Here is a 23,874-nt window from a genome sequence, read left to right as displayed (position 1 = left end):
AAAACTTCTTGACTAATCATTCATATTTTGGGAAATTTCTTTTGGTAGACAGAAAATTGCATTTCGTCGAAAAATGATATTTGTTTAGAACATTTTAAGGTTTATTTAACAAAAACAACATAATTTAGCATTGTGCAATTACCTTCCCTTAGGGTAATTTAATATGTGTAAATGACTGATTGTTATTTTTTTAGAGTAACAGAGCGCCTGTAACTAAAGTTTAGTTTAATTAAATTTAGTTTATGGGTTTTATATAGTATTATAATATTCTTAACATTATTCATATAAATTATGAACATTTTTACTTTCTCCAAAAGAATTAAGTTAATAGCCCTTTTTTGTGCTTTTTCTTTAATGTTTGTGTCATCTGTTTTAGCAGACGGAACTAAACAAGTAATGCCAAATTCAACAAATGGTACAGCAATTTATATAAGAACAGATGCTGGTAGTGTTGGTCCATACTTAGGAGCTCCTGAAACAGAAAGACTTTATTTTACTATAGCTGATGCATCGGTAGAGAATCTTTATTTTGGAGTTCAGGCAAGAATAAGAAATTCGTATGCAGGAGGAAATAATCCTTTGTTAACCAACTTTTATTATAGAATATTTAACGCAGCAGGTGTCCCGCAAACACCTGCTACTTTGTTTACAAACAATGGTACGGCTGCAGGTTATATACCAAATTATGCTTCTGCTGTTGCAGGACCAAATATCGGAGGTGCAACACCTGCAGGTTATAATCCTATAACATTTAATCCATCAGCAAATGGTGATTATTACATTGAACTTTATTCTAGTAATGATGGAGGAGCAACTGCTGTTAATACTGCTCCTGGAGGAATTAATTTTTTACCGTATTTTGATTTTACTATTTCTGATGCTTCAAATAACCAAGTAGAGGGAAGAATATGGTCAAGAAAATGGAGTTTTATTACATATAGAGTTGAAGATGCTGACAATAATGGGACTACACCAAATGTTCCTAACCCTTCAGACGCGGCTTCTTTTGAAGGAGATTTTTATGCGTATACAGATGATCAAGTAATAGTACAAGTTCAGTTTGAACCAGGATTCAGACCATTTGGTTACCAATTAGCAATGAATAGATTTGGAGTAGTCAATGATGATGACGATATGTCGAATGACTTCTTAACAACAAGAAGATCGCAAACATATGGTTTAGGAACTCCAGTAAATCTTGATAATGGTTATCAAGTCTTTATTACAGAACCAGATCAAAATGTGTTTATACCTAGTATTGAGCCAAACCCTGTAGTTGCAGACAAAATTTTAGGTTGTCCTGGTAATTACTTTATACCAATAACATTAATATTACCTCAAGATACAGCTATAATTTTAGACTTTAATGGTGTGGCTGGTTATCAATCAGGGACAGAAGATGTTTTAATTGAAGTTTATGAAAATACACCAGGTCAAAAATTAATTCCATGGGATGGTAATGATGGTTTAGGTAACCCAGTAACAACAAATGCAACAACTATAACGGTTGTATCATATATAGGACGTACTAATGTCCCTATGATTGATGCCGAATTAAATATTAATGGTTTAAGTATTAATGGGATTGCTCCAACAGCAGGAAGTAAACAAATATTTTGGGATGATAGAGCTGTTACGGTTACTAACGACGGAACTGGATGTAATGTAGCAGGAGGTAGTAATGCTTTAAATAATATAACAACAGTAAATCCTGCATTTAGCAGAGAAGGTCTATTAGATGGTACTTTTGGACCTGCTCACGCATGGAGTTCAAGTAATCCAGACGATTCTGTACCTGCTATTAGCCAAGGCGGTAATAATACTAATGCCGTTTTATGTGATGACTTTGGAAACACTCGTGTGATTAATACTTGGTTTTATGGATCAACAAGATCTACAACTCCATCGTCAATTGAAATTCCTTTATGTGATAATGATAATGACGGAATTTTAGATAATGCTGACATTGATGATGATAATGATGGAGTTTTAGATGTTACAGAGAATAATAATGAAGATCCATTAGCAGATGAAGATGGAGATGGTGCTGCTAATTACTTCGATCCTGATTTTTCAGGTTTTATAGATGCCAATGGAGATGGTATAAGTGATCAGTATGATTTAGATGGAGACGGAATAATTAATCAGTTTGATTTAGATACTGATGGAGATGGATGCTCTGATGCATACGAATCTAATGCAACAACAGATACAAGCCCAAATTTTCAATTTACAGACTTAAGTGGCGATGCAGATGGATTGTCTCCAACTGTTGATCCAGGAAATGATGGTACTCCAGATTATCTAGTAACTTATATTCAAGCCACAGATGGAGTTAGTTTATGTGTAGATCAATGTAATGCTTCAGCTTCAGGAAATACAAATTCAGACAATGATAATATATCAGACTTTTGTGATAATGATGATGATAATGATGGTATAATTGATACTTTAGAGCTTAATTGCTCTCCAACGTTTGTACCATTGGGGCAAACGTTCTCAGATAATACTTCAAATCCAGGAGTTGTAAATAATATTTATAATTATGGTACAGCTAGTGCAACATTCACATATCAAATAGAAGGTAACACAACATGGGCATCTGGTGTTTCTAGTCAAACAGTTGCAGGTGTAGATGGAGCATATATAAATACACAAGTAAGCAATACTGATTTTTCTGTTGGAGATAAAGGTGTTTACACTTTAACTTTTTCAGAGCCTATTTACAATCTTAATTTTAAATATGGAGGTCTTGATAATGCAGATAGAGTAGATTTTCAAGCTACTAATGCCGGTTCAAATGTACCCGTAACTCTTACGGATATAAATCTTGGTGCAAACGGACAAATTGTAAATCAAACAATATTTAGTACAGCAGGTGGCAATAATGCTCCTAATAATAGCATACAAGTTTCAGTACAAGGTCCTTTAGATGAAATTAAAATTTATGTTGGTAAAAATAATGGAAATGCAGGAAATGTAACGCTACAAATTTATGAGTTAATTTATTGTCTACCATTAGACACAGATTCAGATACAATACCAAATAATTTAGATAATGATTCAGATGCAGATGGATGTTTTGATGCTATTGAAGGTGACGCTTCTATTACATCTTCAAGCGTTAATACTCAAGGTGAAATATTAGGAAGTGTTGATTCAAATGGAGTTCCTGATTCAGTTTCAGGAGGACAGAATATAGGTAGTTCTTTAGATGATAATATAAACTCTTGTTTAGGCGACTTAAGCGGAACGGTATTTGAAGATACTAACGGCAACGGCGTACAAGATGCAGGAGAAGATGGAATAGCAGGCGTAGATGTAGTAGTAACAGATGTTGATGGTAACCCAACAACAGTAACGACCGATGCCAATGGAGATTGGACGGCAACCGACATTCCAGTAGGCGATGCTACAGTAGATGTAGATGAAACTAGCTTACCAGCAGACATTACAGATACCTTAACCACAACAGGCTCAGATCCAGAGACGGTAACCGTAGTTGAAGGCACAAACACAACTACCGATGATGGCTATGCACCAGCAGTAGGCGACTTAAGCGGAACGGTATTCGAAGACACTAATGGCAACGGCGTACAAGATGCAGGCGAAGCAGGCATCGCAGGCGTAGATGTTGTAGTAACCGATGTTGATGGTAACCCAACAACAGTAACGACCGATGCCAATGGAGATTGGACCGCAACCGACATACCAGTAGGCGATGCAACGGTAGATGTAGATGAAACTAGCTTACCAGCAGACATTACAGATACCTTAACCACAACAGGCTCAGATCCAGAGACGGTAACCGTAGTTGAAGGCACAAACACAACTACCGATGATGGCTATGCACCAGCAGTAGGCGACTTAAGCGGAACGGTATTCGAAGACACTAATGGCAACGGCGTACAAGATGCAGGCGAAGCAGGCATCGCAGGTGTAGATGTTGTCGTAACCGATGTTGATGGTAACCCAACAACAGTAACGACCGATGCCAATGGAGATTGGACGGCAACCGACATTCCAGTAGGCGATGCTACAGTAGATGTAGATGAAACTAGCTTACCAGCAGACATTACGGATACCTTAACCACAACAGGCTCAGATCCAGAAACAGTAACCGTAGCAGAAGGTACAAATACAACCACAGATGATGGGTATGCACCAGCAGTAGGTGATGTATCAGGAACGGTATTCGAAGATACTAATGGCAACGGCGTACAAGATGCAGGCGAAGCAGGTATCGCAGGCGTAGATGTTGTAGTAACCGATGTTGATGGTAACCCAACGACAGTAATCACAGATGCCAATGGAGATTGGACGGCAACCGACATTCCAGTAGGCGATGCGACAGTAGATGTAGATGAGACTAGCTTACCAGCAGACATTACAGATACATTAACCACAACAGGCTCAGATCCAGAAACAGTAACCGTAGTAGAAGGCACAAACACAACTACCGATGATGGCTATGCACCAGCAGTAGGCGATGTATCAGGAACAGTATTTGAAGATACCAACGGAAATGGCGTACAAGATGCAGGCGAAGCAGGCATCGCAGGCGTAGATGTTGTAGTAACCGATGTTGATGGTAACCCAACAACAGTAACGACCGATGCCAATGGAGATTGGACCGCAACCGACATACCAGTAGGCGATGCAACGGTAGATGTAGATGAAACAACCTTACCAGCAGACATTACGGATACGTTAACCACGACAGGCTCAGATCCAGAGACGGTAACCGTAGTTGAAGGCACAAACACAACTACCGATGATGGCTATGCACCAGCAGTAGGCGATGTATCAGGAACGGTATTCGAAGATACCAACGGCAGCGGTGTACAAGATGCAGGCGAAGCAGGTATCGCAGGAGTTACTGTAACTGTAACCGATGTTGATGGTAACCCAACGACAGTAACGACCGATGCCAATGGAGATTGGACCGCAACCGACATTCCAGTAGGTGATGCGACAGTAGATGTAGATGAAACAACATTACCAGCAGACATTACAGATACGTTAACCACAACAGGCTCAGATCCAGAGACAGTAACCGTAGCAGAAGGCACAAACACAACTACCGATGATGGGTATGCACCAGCAGTAGGCGATGTATCAGGAACGGTATTCGAAGACACTAACGGAAACGGTGTACAAGATGCAGGCGAAGCAGGTATCGCAGGTGTAGAAGTAATCATCACCGATGTTGATGGTAACCCAACAACAGTAACCACCGATGCCAATGGAGATTGGACGGCAACCGACATTCCAGTAGGCGATGCGACAGTAGATGTAGATGAGACTAGCTTACCAGCAGACATCACGGATACCTTAACCACAACAGGCTCAGATCCAGAGACAGTAACCGTAGCAGAAGGCACAAACACAACTACCGATGATGGCTATGCACCAGCAGTAGGCGACTTAAGCGGAACGGTTTTCGAAGACACTAACGGAAACGGTGTACAAGATGCAGGCGAAGCAGGTATCGCAGGTGTAGAAGTAATCATCACCGATGTTGATGGTAACCCAACAACAGTAACCACCGATGCCAATGGAGATTGGACGGCAACCGACATTCCAGTAGGCGATGCGACAGTAGATGTAGATGAGACTAGCTTACCAGCAGACATCACGGATACCTTAACCACAACAGGCTCAGATCCAGAGACAGTAACCGTAGCAGAAGGCACAAACACAACTACCGATGATGGGTATGCACCAGCATTAGGCGACTTAAGCGGAACGGTATTCGAAGATACCAACGGCAACGGTGTACAAGATGCAGGCGAAGCAGGAATCGCAGGTGTAGAAGTAATCATCACCGATGTTGATGGTAACCCAACGACAGTAACGACCGATGCCAATGGAGATTGGACGGCAACCGACATTCCAGTAGGCGATGCTACAGTAGATGTAGATGAAACGACCTTACCAGCAGACATTACAGATACCTTAACCACAACAGGCTCAGATCCAGAGACAGTAACCGTAGTAGAAGGTACAAACACAACCACCGATGATGGGTATGCACCAGCATTAGGCGACTTAAGCGGAACGGTATTCGAAGATACTAACGGCAACGGTGTACAAGATGCAGGCGAAGCAGGAATCGCAGGTGTAGAAGTAATCATCACCGATGTTGATGGTAACCCAACGACAGTAACCACCGATGCCAATGGAGATTGGACCGCAACCGACATTCCAGTAGGAGATGCTACAGTAGATGTAGATGAAACTAGCTTACCAGCAGACATTACAGATACATTAACCACAACAGGCTCAGATCCAGAGACGGTAACCGTAGCAGAAGGAGCAAATACAACCACTGATGATGGATATGCGCCAGCAGTAGGCGACTTAAGCGGAACGGTATTTGAAGATACTAACGGCAACGGCGTACAAGATGCAGGCGAAGCAGGTATCTCAGGAGTTACAGTAACTATAACCGATGTAGATAATAATCCAACGACAGTAACGACCGATGCCAATGGAGACTGGACCGCAACCGACATTCCAGTAGGCGATGCAACGGTAGATGTAGATGAAACGACCTTACCAGCAGATATTACAGATACCTTAACCACAACAGGCTCAGATCCAGAGACAGTAACCGTAGTAGAAGGCACAAACACAACTACCGATGATGGCTATGCACCAGCAGTAGGCGATGTATCAGGAACAGTATTTGAAGATACCAACGGAAATGGCGTACAAGATGCAGGCGAAGCAGGCATCGCAGGCGTAGATGTTGTAGTAACCGATGTTGATGGTAACCCAACAACAGTAACGACCGATGCCAATGGAGATTGGACCGCAACCGACATACCAGTAGGCGATGCAACGGTAGATGTAGATGAAACAACCTTACCAGCAGACATTACGGATACGTTAACCACGACAGGCTCAGATCCAGAGACGGTAACCGTAGTTGAAGGCACAAACACAACTACCGATGATGGCTATGCACCAGCAGTAGGCGATGTATCAGGAACGGTATTCGAAGATACCAACGGAAATGGCGTACAAGATGCAGGCGAAGCAGGTATCGCAGGCGTAGATGTTGTAGTAACCGATGTTGATGGTAACCCAACGACAGTAATCACAGATGCCAATGGAGATTGGACGGCAACCGACATTCCAGTAGGCGATGCGACAGTAGATGTAGATGAGACTAGCTTACCAGCAGACATTACAGATACATTAACCACAACAGGCTCAGATCCAGAGACAGTAACCGTAGCAGAAGGTACAAATACAACCACAGATGATGGGTATGCACCAGCAGTAGGTGATGTATCAGGAACGGTATTCGAAGATACTAATGGCAACGGCGTACAAGATGCAGGCGAAGCAGGTATCGCAGGCGTAGATGTTGTAGTAACCGATGTTGATGGTAACCCAACGACAGTAATCACAGATGCCAATGGAGATTGGACGGCAACCGACATTCCAGTAGGCGATGCGACAGTAGATGTAGATGAGACTAGCTTACCAGCAGACATTACAGATACATTAACCACAACAGGCTCAGATCCAGAGACAGTAACCGTAGTAGAAGGCACAAACACAACTACCGATGATGGCTATGCACCAGCAGTAGGCGATGTATCAGGAACAGTATTTGAAGATACCAACGGAAATGGCGTACAAGATGCAGGCGAAGCAGGCATCGCAGGCGTAGATGTTGTAGTAACCGATGTTGATGGTAACCCAACAACAGTAACGACCGATGCCAATGGAGATTGGACCGCAACCGACATACCAGTAGGCGATGCAACGGTAGATGTAGATGAAACAACCTTACCAGCAGACATTACGGATACGTTAACCACGACAGGCTCAGATCCAGAGACGGTAACCGTAGTTGAAGGCACAAACACAACTACCGATGATGGCTATGCACCAGCAGTAGGCGATGTATCAGGAACGGTATTCGAAGATACCAACGGAAATGGCGTACAAGATGCAGGCGAAGCAGGCATCGCAGGCGTAGATGTTGTAGTAACCGATGTTGATGGTAACCCAACAACAGTAACGACCGATGCCAATGGAGATTGGACCGCAACCGACATACCAGTAGGCGATGCAACGGTAGATGTAGATGAAACTAGCTTACCAGCAGACATTACAGATACCTTAACCACAACAGGTTCAGATCCAGAGACGGTAACCGTAGTAGAAGGCACAAACACAACTACCGATGATGGGTATGCACCAGCAGTAGGCGATGTATCAGGAACGGTATTCGAAGATACCAACGGAAATGGCGTACAAGATGCAGGCGAAGCAGGCATCGCAGGCGTAGATGTTGTAGTAACCGATGTTGATGGTAACCCAACAACAGTAACGACCGATGCCAATGGAGATTGGACGGCAACAGATATTCCAGTAGGCGATGCGACAGTAGATGTAGATGAGACTAGCTTACCAGCAGACATCACGGATACCTTAACCACAACAGGCTCAGACCCAGAAACAGTAACCGTAGTTGAAGGCACAAACACAACAACAGATGATGGATATGCACCAGAACCTTGTCCAGATACAACAGATACAGATGGCGATGGACTAACAGACTGTGAGGAGACAACAGGAATCGATGATCCATCGACACCATTAGATCCAGGAACATTTGGAGTAGATCCGATGAACCCATCAGATCCAACAGATCCATGTGATCCAATCGGAATCGATACAACAGATACAGATGGAGATGGTCTTACAGACTGTGAAGAGACAACAGGAATTGATGATCCATCGACACCATTAGATCCAGGAACATTTGGAGTAGATCCAATGAACCCATCAGATCCAACAAATCCATGTGATCCAATCGGAATAGATACAACAGATACAGATGGAGATGGTCTTACAGACTGTGAAGAGACAACAGGAATTGATGATCCATCGACACCATTAGATCCAGGAACATTTGGAGTAGATCCAATGAACCCATCAGATCCAACAAATCCATGTGATCCAATCGGAATAGATACAACAGATACAGATGGTGATGGACTAACAGACTGTGAGGAGACAACAGGAATCGATGATCCATCGACACCATTGGATCCAGGAACATTTGGAGTAGATCCGATGAACCCATCAGATCCAACAGATCCATGCGATCCAATCGGAATCAATAGTACAGATACTGACGGTGATGGTTTAACAGATTGTGAGGAAACAACAGGAATCGATGATCCAAACACACCAGAAGATCCAAACACATATGGACCAGGACCATTCGATCCAAACAATCCATGTGATCCAATCGGAATCAATAGTACAGATACTGATGGAGATGGCTTAACAGACTGTGAGGAAACAACAGGAATTGATGATCCAAACACACCAGAAGATCCAAACACATATGGATCAGGACCATTCGATCCAAACAATCCATGCGATCCAATCGGAATCAATAGTACAGATACTGATGGAGATGGCTTAACAGATTGTGAAGAGACAACAGGAATTGATGATCCAAACACATTATTAATTCCAATAGGAACTAGTAATCCAAATGATGCTTGTGATCCATTTGTAGATGCGGGAGGATGTACTCCGATAGCTATAGATGATACAGTAACAGGAGTAGCAAGTAATACAAATGTATCTGTAGATGTTGTAGATAATGATTCTGATCCAAACGGGACAATAGATCCAACTACTGTTAATTTAACAGATCCTTCAGCTATAGATGCAGATGGAGACGGTTATAATGACACTTTAGTTGTTCCTGGCGAAGGAACTTGGATAGTAGATCCAACTACAGGAGTGATAACATTTATCCCTGAATCTGAATTTACAGATGACCCAACACCAATTAGTTACACTGTAGAAGATAATGATGGAAATGTATCTAACGAAGCTATTGTAACTATTGATTACGAAACTCAAAATCCAATAGCAGAAGATGACGACAGTTTACTAAATCCTTTTGGCTCTACAGTAGTTATAGATATAATAGCCGATAACGGTAATGGTCAAGATGTTGATCCAGATGGAACTTTAGATTTAGGTTCTGTAAGCATAACAACACCAGGAGCAACTGATACAGATGGAGATGGAGATAATGATACGTTAGTAGTACCAGGAGAAGGAACTTGGGTAATAGATGAATTAGGTATACTTACATTTACACCAGAATCAGGTTTTAACGGAGATCCAACACCGATAACGTACACTATTCAAGATAATGATGGTAATATATCTAATGAAGCGATAGTAACAATTACTTATGAACCAGATGGAGATTCAGATGGAGATGGTGTTTTAAGTTCAGTTGAAGTTTTAGAAGGAACAGATCCAACAGATCCTTGTGATTACAATCCAGAAAGTGTAACAGAAACTCAAGCAGAACCTTGGATTTCTTCAGATTGTGATGGTGACGGGTATTTCAACGGAACAGAGCTAGAAGATGGTACTAATCCATTAGATCCTTGTGATTTTGATTATTTAAGTAGTTCTGATGTACCTCAGTCTCAAGCATGGTTAGACGCAGATTGTGATAATGATAATGTACCTAACGGAACAGAATTACCTTACGGTGATACTGACGGAGACGGAATACCAAACTGGTTAGACCCTGATGATGACGGAGATGGTGTTGATACTATAAATGAAGATTATGGAGATGTAGATGACTCAGATGGAGAAGTTGATTCAGAAGGAGATGGAGACCCAACTAACGACGATTCTGATGAAGATGGAACACCAGATTATTTAGATACTGATGATGATGGAGATGGTATATTAACAGAAGATGAATATCCTGATCCTAATAATGACGGAGTTGGTTTTGGTGATGATGCAGTAGATAGTGATGGCGATCAGTTACTACCAGATTACTTAGGGTTTAATAATGCTTCACCTTCAGAAGACGATTTAGAAGTATTTAATGCAGTAACACCAAACGGGGATGGAGATAATGATGTTTTCATTATTAGAAATATAGAATTATATCCAGAAAACACTGTTAGGATTTATAACAGATGGGGAGTAATTGTTTATGAAGTTTCAGGATATGGTCAAAACGGACAATTCTTCAAAGGAGAATCTAATGGACGTGCAACTATTAAAACAGAAAAACAATTGCCAGTAGGTACTTATTACTATGTTATTGAATATAACAACGGAACCGAAACTAAATCTAAAGCAGGATATCTATATATTCAACGTTAAATTATAAGTAATAGAGGCTATTTATAAATAGCCTCTTATCTAAAAATATATCTTTTTTATAATGAAAAATAGAATTTTAATTTTAGCACTTCTCTTAAGTTCTTTGTTTGTAAGTAATGTTACAGCTCAACAAGATGCTCAGTATACTCAGTATATGTATAATACAATGAGTATAAATCCTGCATACGCTGGATCTAGAGATGGTATTAGCGCCTTACTACTTTACCGTACACAATGGGTAGGGTTAGATGGAGCTCCAGATACAGGAACTTTTAATATCCACTCCCCAATTGCAGAAGATAGTAAAATAGGGTTAGGGTTATCTGTAATAAATGATAGAATAGGTCCAACACAAGAAACTTATGTCGATGCAGATTTCTCTTACACAATAAATCTATCAGAAGAAAGTAAATTGGCATTCGGGCTAAAAGTAGGAGGACATCTTTTAGATGTAAACTATTCAGAGCTTAGTCAGTATAACGGAGGAGATGTTTTATTACAGTCAGATATAGAAAATAAATTTTCTCCAAATTTTGGAGCAGGTATCTATTACCGTAAAGCAGATCGTTGGTACGTAGGACTTTCTGTTCCAAATATTTTAGAGACTAAGCACTTTGATGAAGCTTCTTTATCTCAAGCAAAAGAAAGAATAAATGCTTACTTGATAGCAGGATACGTTTTTGATATAAATGCTGATTTAAAATTAAAACCAGCCTTTTTACTAAAAGGTGTTCAAGGTGCACCATTAGCAGCAGATTTGTCTATAAATGCACTTCTAAAAGAAAAATTTACATTTGGATTAGCATATAGATGGGATGCAGCAGTTAGTGGTATGTTAGGCTACCAGCTTACAGATAGCTTTATGTTAGGCTTTGGTTATGATAGAGAAACGACCGAGTTAGGACAAACACAATTTCAGCAAGGTTCATTTGAAGTTTTTCTTAGATTCGAACCAAGAGATGTAACAAAGATTTTATCACCAAGATTCTTCTAAAAGAACACAATACTTATGAAAAATAAAATTATCATACTTACAGTTTTTTCGATATTATCGTTCTCAACTTTTAAGGCTCAAGATAACGGTATATCTGCAAAAGTTGAAAAAAAATACGACAAGTTATCATATATAGAAACAACTAAAGCATTATTAAAATTAGTAGAAGACGGTAATCGTACACCAGAAGTTTTAAAAAAACTTGCCAATGCTTACTATTTTAATGTGAAAATGGAAGATGCTTCAAAATGGTACGGAGAACTTTTTGCAATTAAAGACATTGTTGTAGAATACGAATATTATTATCGTTATGCTATGGCTTTAAAAGCTATTGGCGATTATGATAAAGCTAACGAGTATATGCAAAAATTTGCAGTACTTAAACCAAATGACTCTAGAGCAATCCTATTTAAAAAATCTCCAAATTATTTAGAGACAATAGAAGAGCTATCAGGAGATTTTGAATTAGAAAATCTAGATTTTAATTCTCGTTTTTCAGATTTTGGAACATCCTTTTATAAAGAAGGAATTGTATTTGCATCATCAAGAGGAGATGGAAAACTTTATAAATGGAACGAGCAACCATTTTTAGACCTTTATTATATAAATGAAAGTGAAGGTAAGCCAGAAAAACTTTCAGAAAATATAAATACAAAATATCATGAGTCTTCAACCTCTTTCACAAAAGATGGTAATACAATGTACTTTACCAGAAACAATTATTTTAGAGGTAAAGCAAGAAAAAGCAACGAAAAAGTTAACGGATTAAAAATTTATAAAGCACAATTAATAGATGGTAATTGGACAAATATAGAAAGTATGCCATTTAATAATGACGATTATAATGTAGCACATCCAGCATTAAGTATGGACGAAAAACGTTTATACTTTGCTAGTGATATGCCAGGTACTTATGGTAAATCAGACCTATTTTATGTTGATATAAACGAAGACGGTACATATGGTGATCCTGTTAATTTAGGTGAAACAATTAACACAGAAGGAAGAGAGAATTTTCCGTTTATTAGTAATAATGGTACACTTTATTTCTCATCAGACGGACACCAAGGTCTAGGAGGTTTAGATGTATTTACGAGTAATCTAGAAGCGACTAAAGTAGCAGTTACAAATCTAGGTAAACCAATAAACAGCTCAAGAGATGATTTTGAATTTATAATAGATGAAAATACTAACGAAGGTTATTTAACATCAAACCGTTATAACGGAAAAGGAGATGACGATATCTATAAATTTACAAGAGAATATTGTACACGTTTTATTTCTGGTACAACAGTAGATAAAAGAACAAACGCAATTATACCTTACGCTAGCGTTGTTGTTTTAAACGAAAAAGGTGTTGAAGTACAAAACCTAACCTCAGACCAAAACGGAGCATTCAGCTATGAAGGAAGTTGTAAAAAACAAACGTATAAGGTCATAGCTTCTAAAGATGAATTTATTCAATCTGAAGAAACCTTTAAAATAAACCCATCTAAAGAAGAAGATGTAGTTTTAAAACTAAACCTTAAACAAACTGAAAATGAACCTTTACCAGTAGGTAAAGATCTATTTACAGAACTAGACTTAAACCCAATTTATTTTGATTTTGATAAATCTAATATACGTCCAGACGCACAAGTAGAATTACAAAAAGTAATAGATTACTTGAAGAAGTATCCAACAGTAAATATAGACGTGCAATCTCACACAGACTCTAGAGCAACCGACCAATATAATATTGCGTTATCACAAAGACGTAACGAGTCTACAAAAAATTGGATAATCCAAAAAGGTAATATTGACCCGAGTAGAATATCAGGTAGAGGATACGGAGAAACACAATTAGTAAACCGTTGTTCTAATGGTGTAAAATGTTCAGAAGAAGAACATCAACAAAACAGAAGAAGTATGTTTATTATTACTAGCAATTAAAAAATAAAATAAAATAAGAAAAAAGTGCTTCTCTAAAGAAGCACTTTTTTTATGCTCTAAAATTATATTACTAAATATTGCCTAAAAGGACTCAGAACAAATTTCGTATTTTGTAAATTTGTTAGACTTAAAAAATAAGATGGCAGAAGAAAAAGTAATTTTAGTAAACGAAAAAGACGAGCAAATAGGATTAATGCCTAAAATGGAAGCACATGAAAAAGCATTGCTACATAGAGCATTTTCAGTATTTGTATTTAATGATAAAAACCAGTTAATGTTGCAACAACGTGCATTAACCAAGTATCATACGCCAGGTTTATGGACAAACACATGTTGTAGTCATCAACGTGAAGGAGAAAGTAACATAGCAGCAGGAAAAAGGCGGTTAATGGAAGAAATGGGATTTGTAACAGAACTAGAAGAAAAAACTTCTTTTATATACAAAGCACCTTTTGAAAACGGTCTTACAGAGCACGAATTTGACCACATTATGGTTGGTTATTATAATGATGAGCCAAACATTAATAAAGACGAAGTAGAAGCTTGGAAATGGATGTCTTTAGACGAAGTAAAGCTAGATATAGAACAGCATCCAGAACTATATACCGCATGGTTTAAGATTATTTTTGAAAAGTTTTACGAATTTATAAAGCATTAATCAATGAAAGTAACCGTTAGCAGAAAAGCACATTTTAATGCCGCACATAGGCTGTATAGAAAAGACTGGACAGAAGACAAAAATAATGACGTATTTGGTAAATGTAATAACCCAAGCTTTCATGGTCATAATTACGAGCTAATTGCACATGTAACAGGAGATATTGATCCCGAAACAGGTTACGTAATTGATATGAAAATCTTAAAAGATATCATTAAAGAAGAAGTAGAAGATGCTTTTGATCATAAAAATCTAAATGTAGACGTACCAGAATTTAAAAACCTTAACCCAACAGCAGAAAATATAGCTGTTGTAGTTTATAATAAAATTAAAGCCAAATTAGATCCAAAATTTAAACTACAAGTTACTTTGTACGAAACGCCACGCAATTATGTAACTTATCCTTCAAAATAATTAGAATAAAACTATCAAAAACTAAGTTATATAGTGAAGATAATAAACTTTATATGTAGCTTTGCGCAAATTAAATTTTAATTATCATGGCAAATAAAAGAGACCTAAAAAAAGACATTAATTATGTTTTAGGAGATATTATTGAAGCTGTTTATATCTGGGAATATGCAAATACAGATAAAGACACAAAAGAAAGTGAAAAAATTATTGATGATGCAATAACAACTTTTGACGAGTTAATAGCAAAAGTAAACGCTAAAGATGTTGAAAATAAGAAAGTTCACTTTAAAGGTATTCAACAAGAACTAGAAGACAAAGGTAGAGCGTTAATAGAAAGAATTAACAAATTAGGATAATTTTTTAAAAAAAAGTTTGCAAATATCATTTCTCAAATTATATTTGCACTCGCTTTGCCGATGTAGCTCAGCTGGCTAGAGCAGCTGATTTGTAATCAGCAGGTCGTGGGTTCGAGTCCCTCCATCGGCTCTTAAAGCTTCTCAATAAAATGAGAAGCTTTTTTTATTAATAAAAGTTGATATTTAATCATAAAAAAAGCCATTCAAAATTGAATGGCTTTTTTATTTATTTCTGTTATTTTATTTAGTTTCTTCAGCTTTTCGTTTACTTATATAGTCTTCTAACTGCTTACCATATTTAGAGTTTTTAATCTCTGGAGTTAGTACTTTATTAATCGTATCTAGTAAGTTTAATCTAGCATCATAAATTTCAGATAAAGCTATGTAAGGAGCAACTTCACTATCTTTATTATTAATAGCAAAATTAACAGCATATAAATATTTTCTTTTTGTAAAGCCTTCTAAAGCCTTTTCTGTTTTCTTTATAGCAGCAGAATCTTTATTTTTTAAAGCATCTAGATTTTCTTTAAAAACATCTAAGTTTTTGTTGTTTATTTTATTCATCATTTCTAGATACTCTTGATAAAGTTCTTGTTGTTTTGAACCTTCAATTTTAGCGTAAAAATTAAAGTTTTCTAATTTGGTGTAAATTTTGGTTACACCTTTATCACCAAAGAAAGATATACGATCATTTTCTTTAGAGTTTTTATCTAAATACAAATGAAATACTTCTGGCTCATCAATCTCCGTTTGTAATGTAAAGTTAGAATCGCCATTTACGGTTACAGAATCTACAGTAACTAAAGTTGTATCAATTACTTTTTTTAGGTAAACAGTACCTTTTTTTAAACCTTTAACGGTAGCTTCAACAGTAAGTTTTTTTCCGCTTTCACCGCAAGAAAAAATAATTGTTACAAGAAGTAGTACTAAGATTTTTTTCATTTTTATTTAATTTTTAGTGGGCAAATATCTTATAAAAATCACAAAAATACTAACCAGCAGAAGCTAATTGCATTAAAATTGTACAGCCAATTGCAGCTATAGTACCAACTGCATAACCAAAAACAGCTAATAGTACACCAACTGTAGCTAATGATGGATGAAAAGCAGAAGCAACAATAGGTGCCGATGCAGCACCACCAACATTTGCTTGACTACCTACAGCTAGGAAAAAGTAAGGTGCTTTAATAATTTTTGCTACAAAAATTAAAAGTAGCGCATGAATAGACATCCAAACTAATCCAATTGCAATTAAACCAACATTGTCAAATATTAAGGTTAAATCCATCTTCATACCAATGCTTGCTACTAAAATATAGATAAATACACTACCAAATTTACTAGCGCCAGCACCTTCATAATTTCTAGCTTTTGTGAAAGAAAGTAAAATAGCAATTATAGTTGAAATACTTATCATCCAGAAAAAAGAACTATCTAAAAAGGTAAATACATTTTTTAAAGTTTGGTTTTCTATACCATCAACAATGTTTTTGAAAAAAGGAGCTAAAATACCAGCAAATAGATGGGCAACACTAACAGTACCAAAAGCGATTGCTGCCATTAGCATTAAATCTGTTAGAGTAGGATTACGTTTTACACTTTCAGTAAAATTCGACATTTTATCTTTTAAGGATTCAATAGAAGATGTATCTGCTTTTAACCATTTATTTATAGCATTTCTTTTACCTATTCCTATTAAAAGAAGCGCCATCCATAAATTAGCAACAACAATATCTACAAAGACCATTCCGCCATAAAGTTTTTGATTATATCCATAAATTTCTAGCATAGCAGTTTGGTTAGCTCCGCCACCAATCCAACTTCCTGCAAGGGTTGATAATCCTCTCCAAACAGCATCTGGACCTACACCGCCAACAGTTTCTGGAGAAAAAGTAGAAATTATTAAAATAGCTATAGGACCTCCAATTACAATACCTATTGTACCTGTAAAAAACATGATTAGCGCTTTCCAACCTAAATTAAAGACTCCTTTTAAATCAATACTTAAAGTCATTAAAACCAAAGCAGCAGGTAAAAGATATCTACTAGCAACATAATATAGATTTGTGCTATGTTTTGTTATTTCGCCTGTGTCTGTATTAGTGGTTTCCCATTCTGGAGCAATTAAACCTACAGTAGTTAATACTGCAGGAAGCATATAAGCCATAAATAATCCAGGAACTATTTTATAAAATTTCTCCCAAAAGCCACCTTTTAAAGACTCTGTGTAAAAAATAGCACCAAGTGCTAACATTAATATTCCAAAAACGATAGTATCGTTTGTAAATAATGGTTCGTTCATAGTTTAGTTTTATAGTTACCGCAAAATAATCAAATAAAACTGTAATAAAAAGGACTTAAAATAAAGTTTGGCACAGCATTTGTTTTATTTAAAGTGTAATTAATTATGATGACTTGGTAAAGGTGTGGTTACCTGATCTAACGAGTAATGATTACTCATATTTTTGGTTGGTTAGTATGAAAAAGCATCTCTTTTTGAGGTGCTTTTTCTATGTAATAAACTTTAACAAAACTTTTGAATTCTAATTGTAAGGAAATCAGTATTATATAGACTAAATATATGTAATATTTGTGAAGACGTAATTATGGTGTGGTTACCATAATTAAATAGCAAAGATTATTCATATTTTTGGTTGGTTAGTACGAAAAAGCATCTCATTTTGAGGTGCTTTTTCTATTTTATCTTAAAATAAAGTTTGGCACAGCATTTGATTTATATAATATGTAATTATTTATGAAGACTTAGTAAAAGGTGTGGTTACCTTAATTAACGAGTAAAGATTACTTATATTTTTGGTTGGTTAGTATGAAAAAGCATCCTTTTTAGGATGCTTTTTCTATTTAGGTATGAAGTGTATTTATCGTTGGTGTATGGTTAGTTGCGGAAATGGACGCAGTCATTTTTCGTAGTAAACCAAAAAATTAATAAAATTTAAATTCCGATAGGAAATTCAGCCGCTATTAATTATACACGTTGTTATAAACAGTTTTTTAATTCAGTTAATTCGTAATAATTTTCTTTTATAGGTTTTAGTTTTATTGTATTTGCGCTTATTGAGGTTATTTGATAAATGTTTTCCTCTGTTGTGTCTTCGATACTTATGAATATAAAGAAGTTTTTATTAATTTCTCCAATACTCCAGTTTCCTACTAATGGTCGGCTATTATTCCAGATAGTTTCTGTCATTCGGAGTTCTTTGTTCTTGTCTAAAGGATGATAGTTTTTTGAAAATTTAATTTTAATCGAATCGCCGAATTTCCTAACACAATTATCAGTCAAAAAATTAACGATTTCTGATTTGCTTGATTCAAGAGGATAATCGAAGTTTAATCGTTTAAAGACCGTTATTGTGTTTTTTACAATTTCAATTTCTATAGAATCTTTTTTTAAAACTTTATAAGGATACACAATGGAATCAATATTGTGTACGATTTTTATTTCTTTATGCCTTTTTTCGAATTTATATGTAGAATCGGAAAGAACAGCTTTAATTTCAGATTTATCAAAATTGATAATCATTCCCCACATTCCTGAAGAAAAAGAATAATGTTCATCAATGACTCTATCGTCAATTGACATCCATATTCCGTCAATCTCTTGAGCTTTGCAAGATACTAATCCAATGACTAAAAATATTAATTGTAGTACTTTTTTCAACTTGTTTATATACTATTTAATAAAATTTGTAATAGTATCAATTAATCCTTCTGCAATAGGTCTTTGGGTTTCCGCATATGATTTTGAATTTTCTAAATCATCACCTTCTATAGTAACAAGTACGTGATTCATATTTTCTATTATTTTTAAAGTAGCATCTTTATTAGCTTCTTTTAAAAGTTTAGCTTCAGTTTCACTTACCTGTAAATCTTTAGTTCCGTTTATAACTAAAATAGGTATGTTTAAAGTACTTAAGACTTCTGTTGGATTATATTTCATCCAATTTATCATAAACTTTTGGATTTCAATATTAAATATAGAAGATAATGCCATAGGATAATCTGTAGTTGTTTTATCTTCTTTTAAAGTTTTAAATATACGTTTAGTATCTTCTGTAAAATTAGGTGCTGTTTTATTGACTTGTTCTATAATAACTTGATCAATACTTTGTCCTGCGCCTGCTAAAGATATAAAACCATCTGCACGGTCCTTAGCAGCTAGCATACCAACTAAGCTACCTTGACTGTGCCCAATAACATAAATTTTATTAAAGTTTTTAGTGTTTTTAAAATAGTCTATTACAGATTTTGCGTCTGTAACAAAATGATCAAAAATTATATTTTTATCTAAATTGTTAGATTTTAATTGCTTAACAATACGTTTATCATATCTGTATGTAGCTATATTGTTATTGGTTAGGTTTACAGCTAATTTTTTTAAGCTATTATTTTTTAAAAAATTTTGATTACCATCTCTGTCGGTAGGTCCTGATCCTGCAATTATAATAGCTAAATTAGGCTTTTTGACATTGTTTGGTGTTAATAATGTACCATCTATATGTTTATTTACAGAAATGTCTTGTTTTGTAAAATTAGATTCTTGCGCAAAAAGAGAAGAGCTAAAACAAAGCGAAATAAAAAGAACTAAGAACTTCATATTATTTTTTAATTTAAAATTGTCAAAAAAGATGCCAATTTATAGTGTTAACATGTACAAAAATAACTGAATTTATTTTATCGATAGTTATCGAATTAATAATTTTAAATAGTGTTTTTAATCCTTTGTTTTGTGTTTTTAATCGATAAATGTTAAAATTAAGTGCATTTCATCGAATATTTGTGTTTTTAAACTATTTGAAAACGAAATAATATTATGTTTGACACGTACTAAGAATTACATACTTTTTAGTTCAATGGATTAATTAATTAATATTTGCATCTTGATTAGATATAGAGACCCTAAATCTGACCAATATATAAGATGCCAAATAGCATAGAGTCAAGGTTGAGGGACCTTGACTCTTTTGTTTTTAATAATTTCTATTTAATAATTCTAAAGGTTAGATTTATTCTCAGACCAATATCTTTTTTAGTTTTTGCAATTTGATGTAACCAATGGTGTTGGGTTTTGCCTTGCATTAAAAGTAAACTACCATGCTGAAGTAATAGTTTTTGTTTTAAAGATTTATCATGTCTATGTTTTAAATGAAAGTATCGTTCTGCTCCAAAACTAACAGAAGCAATTATTGGGTTTTTTCCTAATTCTATTTCATTATCTGCATGCCAGCCATTACTGTCGTTTCCGTTTCGGTATAAATTAGCAAGACACGTGGTAAATTTTGTGTTAACTTTAGTTTCGACTTTATCTTTTATTTGCTGTAGTTCTTCTGTAAAAACATGCGGATGCATTGTAATATTTGAATAGCTGTAAGGCTTACCATTGTTGCCAAAAAGCGCAGTTAGTCTAGGTTGTTTGTAGGTTTTTCCAAAAACAGTTATATCATCTTGTTGCCAATTTATGTGTTTTAAAAGCGAATTAAAATAGGCGTCAGCTTCTTTTTTATTAAAAAAGTCTGGATAGTATTTAATGTCAGAATCTGGTAAATCTAATGATATGTCTTCAGGAAAAAGCATTTTAAAATTGTAAATAAAAATATGCCCAATACATTAAAAAGAATTGTAACGGAATACGTAAAATTAAAACCCATTTAGGTAAACCTGCACTAGCCTTTTCATTAGAAAGCATATAAAAATGAACAGTAAAAAAAACAGCTAGCATTAAAATAATACCATAAATAGCTGTGTTTTTTGTTGAGGGAAAGCATAGTGTTGCACCAAGAATAATTTCGGCAACACCACTAAGTAACACCATTAATTTGTGGTTAGGAATATAATTAGGCATAATGCGCATATACATTTTGGGTTTTACAAAATGCATTATTCCAGCCAAAATATACATACACGCCATAGCGTAAAGATGCCAAGGATAAATCATAGTAACTTTTTATTTTATAAATTTAACCTATAATTTATTTATCATGAAATTTAGCCTAACTCTTTTATTACTTTTTATAACTCAACTCACTTTTGCACAACTACCTAAAGGCTTTGTATATGCGCAAGATAGTTTGCCTAATTTAAAAGTTGAATTACGTTATTGCTATGATAATAATTTTGTTGGAGAACAAATAGATGGTTATGTAAACGAAGTTGTGATTACAACAGTACAAACAGTAGAAGCCTTAAAAAAGGTACAAGCCGATTTAAAAACAGAAGGTTTAACTCTAAAAGTTTTTGATGCATACAGACCACAACGTGCAGTTAACCATTTTGTTCGTTGGGCAAAACAAGTTAATGATACAATGATGAAAATGTATTACTACCCAAAAGTAAATAAGCGTAACTTGTTTAAAGAAGGTTACATTGCATCAAAATCTAGGCACAGTAGTGGTAGCACTTTAGATGTAACTATCGTGAATTTAGAAACAGGTGAAGAACTAGATATGGGATCTCCTTTTGATTTTTTTGGACCAGAATCTTGGGTAAGCAATACTAATCTAACCGAAAAACAAATCGCTAACAGACAACGTTTACAAAATGTCATGCTTAAAAACGGTTTTAGAAATTACCCGAAAGAATGGTGGCATTTTACATTAAGAAATGAGCCGTTTAAAAATCAATATTTTGATTTTTTAGTAGAATAGTTTTAAACGTGCTGATCAATCAAAACAGGATTACCATCAGGATCTAAGATCACAAAACTTGCTGGACCAGAACTGCTTTCATCAGCTTCTGTAATTAAAGGTATTTGATAAGACTTGATGTGTTTCTGGATATCTCTTACATCTGTAAAATCTTCTAATTTATTAGCACTTTCGTCCCAACCAGGATTAAAAGTTAGTATGTTTTTATCAAACATATCTTGAAACAATCCTACAAGCGCGTTACCATTTTTCATGATTAAATAATTTTTTTCTATCTCTCCAGCAAAAGGTGTAAAGCCTAATTTTTCGTAAAATGCTTTTGATTTATGTATGTCTTTTACAGTAAGACTAACTGAAAATGCGCCAAGTTTCATTATTTAATTTTTTAAAATGAAGTTTTGAAGATAGGTAATTTTTATCAAAATTGGGTTACTGTTTTAAATTCTTAATTCTTTCTAACAATGTTGGATGCGAATAATGCATAAACACGTACGCAGGATGAGGTGTTAAATTACTAAGACTATTTTTAGATAATTTTTTAAGTGAAGTTATTAAAGGCTCTGCTTTGTAGGTGTTTTTTGCGTAGTCATCTGCTTGGTATTCAAACTTTCTAGAAAACCAATTCATGATTAATCCTGTGATTTCAGAAAGCGGACTGTATAAAATACCAAATGCAATTAACCCGATATGAAAGCTTGTTTCTTTTACACCTAAAGCTTCAGATAATAACGGATTATCTATTAATAGCGACAATATAAAAAGGGTGAAACCAGTTAATAAAATAGAAGAAATTAAATTGAAAATAATGTGCTTTTTCTTGTAATGACCAACTTCGTGTGCTAATACTGCAACGATTTCATCTTCGTCTAAATCATTAACTAAAGTATCGTAAAGTGTCACACGTTTTTCATTTCCAAAACCAGAAAAATAGGCATTGGCTTTTGTGCTTCGTTTTGAACCATCAATGATAAAAATCTTATCTAGGTTAAAGCCAACACTTTCAGCATATTTGGAAATTGAATTACGCAAACTTCCGTCTTCTAAAGGTGTTTGTTTGTTAAAAATAGGAACAATTAATCGCGAATAAAATAGGTTGATAAAAATGGTAAAAACTGATACTAAAATCCAAGCATAAATCCAGAACAGATCTTTAGTCGTGTGATAAAACCATGTGATGATGCCTAGTATGATTCCGCCAACAATTATAGTCATTAACCAACCTTTAATTTTGTCTAAAATAAAGGTGGTTTTTGTGGTTTTATTAAACCCAAATTGTTCTTCTATCACAAAGGTTTTGTAATAAGAAAATGGCGTGGTCAAAATATCACTACCTATCATTATGATTCCAAAAAAGATAAGCGTTACCAAAATATTATGGTCTGTAATTTGTCTAGCTAATTGGTCAACAAAAGCAAAACCGTCTAAAAAGAAAAATGCTAACGTTAGCACAAAAGAAAATGTAGACGTTAATATCCCAAAACGATAGTTAGTAGCTTTGTAGCGTTGTGATTTTTTATACTCGTCTTCATCATAAACATCTTGTAACTCTTCAGGTAATTGGTCTTTATAATGTTTCGCGTTAAGCGCATCTAAAATTTTATCAATAATAAAATTAATGCTTATAATGGCGATGATGATATAGAATAGGGTAGTGTGATTCATGAT

Annotated in this window: 15 protein-coding genes and 1 tRNA gene; 8 read left to right on the top strand and 8 right to left on the bottom strand. The window is 35.4% G+C overall.

All coding sequences use genetic code 11. The annotated features are described in order from the left end of the window. The first annotated feature begins 291 nt into the window (after positions 1-291). The 7 genes from INR78_RS01955 (at position 292) to INR78_RS01925 (ending at position 15,677) form a co-directional block, all read left to right on the top strand. Entirely contained in the window at positions 292-11,193 is a 10,902-nt protein-coding gene (locus INR78_RS01955) for an SdrD B-like domain-containing protein (RefSeq protein WP_223077257.1), read from the top strand. 61 nt (positions 11,194-11,254) lie between these two features. Beyond that, entirely contained in the window at positions 11,255-12,187 is a 933-nt protein-coding gene (locus INR78_RS01950) for a type IX secretion system membrane protein PorP/SprF (protein ID WP_027880702.1), read from the top strand. A gap of 15 nt (positions 12,188-12,202) precedes the next feature. After that, on the top strand, positions 12,203-14,119 hold the full coding sequence (locus INR78_RS01945; RefSeq protein WP_223077256.1) for an OmpA family protein: 1,917 nt from the start codon (positions 12,203-12,205) through the stop codon (positions 14,117-14,119). A 139-nt stretch (positions 14,120-14,258) separates the two neighbouring features. Next, positions 14,259-14,777 (top strand): isopentenyl-diphosphate Delta-isomerase, encoded by a 519-nt coding sequence (gene idi / locus INR78_RS01940; protein WP_027880700.1) that lies wholly within the window; start codon positions 14,259-14,261, stop codon positions 14,775-14,777. A gap of 3 nt (positions 14,778-14,780) precedes the next feature. Beyond that, a complete protein-coding gene (locus INR78_RS01935; protein WP_223077255.1) occupies positions 14,781-15,191 on the top strand; it encodes a 6-carboxytetrahydropterin synthase in 411 nt (136 codons plus the stop codon). Positions 15,192-15,277: 86 nt separating this feature from the next. Continuing rightward, entirely contained in the window at positions 15,278-15,547 is a 270-nt protein-coding gene (locus tag INR78_RS01930) for a hypothetical protein (protein WP_027880698.1), read from the top strand. 56 nt (positions 15,548-15,603) lie between these two features. Next, positions 15,604-15,677, top strand: a tRNA-Thr gene (locus INR78_RS01925). A 110-nt stretch (positions 15,678-15,787) separates the two neighbouring features. On the opposite strand, the gene INR78_RS01920 is transcribed toward INR78_RS01925, so the two are convergent. The 6 genes from INR78_RS01920 to INR78_RS01895 form a co-directional block, all read right to left on the bottom strand. Beyond that, positions 15,788-16,489 carry a DUF4369 domain-containing protein gene (locus INR78_RS01920; RefSeq protein ID WP_223077254.1) on the bottom strand — a complete coding sequence of 234 codons (702 nt, stop codon included), beginning with the start codon at positions 16,487-16,489 and terminating at the stop codon, positions 15,788-15,790. Between the two features lie 49 nt (positions 16,490-16,538). Further along, complete coding sequence (locus INR78_RS01915; RefSeq protein ID WP_223077253.1) at positions 16,539-17,849, bottom strand: DUF819 domain-containing protein; 1,311 nt, start codon at positions 17,847-17,849, stop codon at positions 16,539-16,541. A 696-nt stretch (positions 17,850-18,545) separates the two neighbouring features. Next, positions 18,546-19,226: a hypothetical protein gene (locus INR78_RS01910; protein WP_223077252.1), complete on the bottom strand. Its 681-nt coding sequence runs from the start codon at positions 19,224-19,226 to the stop codon at positions 18,546-18,548. Positions 19,227-19,238: 12 nt separating this feature from the next. Further along, positions 19,239-20,162: an alpha/beta hydrolase gene (locus INR78_RS01905; RefSeq protein WP_223077251.1), complete on the bottom strand. Its 924-nt coding sequence runs from the start codon at positions 20,160-20,162 to the stop codon at positions 19,239-19,241. Positions 20,163-20,545: 383 nt separating this feature from the next. Further along, positions 20,546-21,139: an alpha-ketoglutarate-dependent dioxygenase AlkB gene (locus tag INR78_RS01900; RefSeq protein WP_223077250.1), complete on the bottom strand. Its 594-nt coding sequence runs from the start codon at positions 21,137-21,139 to the stop codon at positions 20,546-20,548. 1 nt (position 21,140) lies between these two features. Then, positions 21,141-21,500: a MauE/DoxX family redox-associated membrane protein gene (locus INR78_RS01895; protein ID WP_223077249.1), complete on the bottom strand. Its 360-nt coding sequence runs from the start codon at positions 21,498-21,500 to the stop codon at positions 21,141-21,143. A gap of 43 nt (positions 21,501-21,543) precedes the next feature. On the opposite strand from INR78_RS01895, the gene INR78_RS01890 reads away from it, so the two are divergent. After that, a complete protein-coding gene (locus INR78_RS01890) occupies positions 21,544-22,209 on the top strand; it encodes a M15 family metallopeptidase (protein ID WP_223077248.1) in 666 nt (221 codons plus the stop codon). A 2-nt stretch (positions 22,210-22,211) separates the two neighbouring features. Here INR78_RS01890 and INR78_RS01885 read toward each other — a convergent pair whose 3' ends face one another. Both INR78_RS01885 and INR78_RS01880 read right to left on the bottom strand, forming a co-directional pair. Continuing rightward, a complete protein-coding gene (locus tag INR78_RS01885; protein WP_106676021.1) occupies positions 22,212-22,583 on the bottom strand; it encodes a VOC family protein in 372 nt (123 codons plus the stop codon). A gap of 55 nt (positions 22,584-22,638) precedes the next feature. Beyond that, positions 22,639-23,871: a M48 family metallopeptidase gene (locus INR78_RS01880; RefSeq protein WP_223077247.1), complete on the bottom strand. Its 1,233-nt coding sequence runs from the start codon at positions 23,869-23,871 to the stop codon at positions 22,639-22,641. Positions 23,872-23,874 lie beyond the last annotated feature (3 nt).

It is taken from the genome of Mesoflavibacter sp. SCSIO 43206, assembly GCF_019904215.1.
Lineage (GTDB): Bacteria > Bacteroidota > Bacteroidia > Flavobacteriales > Flavobacteriaceae > Mesoflavibacter > Mesoflavibacter zeaxanthinifaciens.
This window is presented reverse-complemented; position numbering and strand designations above follow the sequence as displayed.

Bases quoted from the DNA above. Each gene is read 5' to 3' on its own strand.
- INR78_RS01905 (WP_223077251.1), bottom strand. From the start codon at position 20,162: ATGAAGTTCTTAGTTCTTTTTATTTCGCTTTGTTTTAGCTCTTCTCTT.
- INR78_RS01900 (WP_223077250.1), bottom strand. From the start codon at position 21,139: ATGCTTTTTCCTGAAGACATATCATTAGATTTACCAGATTCTGACATT.
- INR78_RS01950 (WP_027880702.1), top strand. From the start codon at position 11,255: ATGAAAAATAGAATTTTAATTTTAGCACTTCTCTTAAGTTCTTTGTTT.
- INR78_RS01915 (WP_223077253.1), bottom strand. From the start codon at position 17,849: ATGAACGAACCATTATTTACAAACGATACTATCGTTTTTGGAATATTA.
- idi (WP_027880700.1), top strand. From the start codon at position 14,259: ATGGCAGAAGAAAAAGTAATTTTAGTAAACGAAAAAGACGAGCAAATA.
- INR78_RS01935 (WP_223077255.1), top strand. From the start codon at position 14,781: ATGAAAGTAACCGTTAGCAGAAAAGCACATTTTAATGCCGCACATAGG.
- INR78_RS01890 (WP_223077248.1), top strand. From the start codon at position 21,544: ATGAAATTTAGCCTAACTCTTTTATTACTTTTTATAACTCAACTCACT.
- INR78_RS01945 (WP_223077256.1), top strand. From the start codon at position 12,203: ATGAAAAATAAAATTATCATACTTACAGTTTTTTCGATATTATCGTTC.
- INR78_RS01955 (WP_223077257.1), top strand. From the start codon at position 292: ATGAACATTTTTACTTTCTCCAAAAGAATTAAGTTAATAGCCCTTTTT.
- INR78_RS01885 (WP_106676021.1), bottom strand. From the start codon at position 22,583: ATGAAACTTGGCGCATTTTCAGTTAGTCTTACTGTAAAAGACATACAT.
- INR78_RS01880 (WP_223077247.1), bottom strand. From the start codon at position 23,871: ATGAATCACACTACCCTATTCTATATCATCATCGCCATTATAAGCATT.
- INR78_RS01895 (WP_223077249.1), bottom strand. From the start codon at position 21,500: ATGATTTATCCTTGGCATCTTTACGCTATGGCGTGTATGTATATTTTG.
- INR78_RS01930 (WP_027880698.1), top strand. From the start codon at position 15,278: ATGGCAAATAAAAGAGACCTAAAAAAAGACATTAATTATGTTTTAGGA.
- INR78_RS01920 (WP_223077254.1), bottom strand. From the start codon at position 16,489: ATGAAAAAAATCTTAGTACTACTTCTTGTAACAATTATTTTTTCTTGC.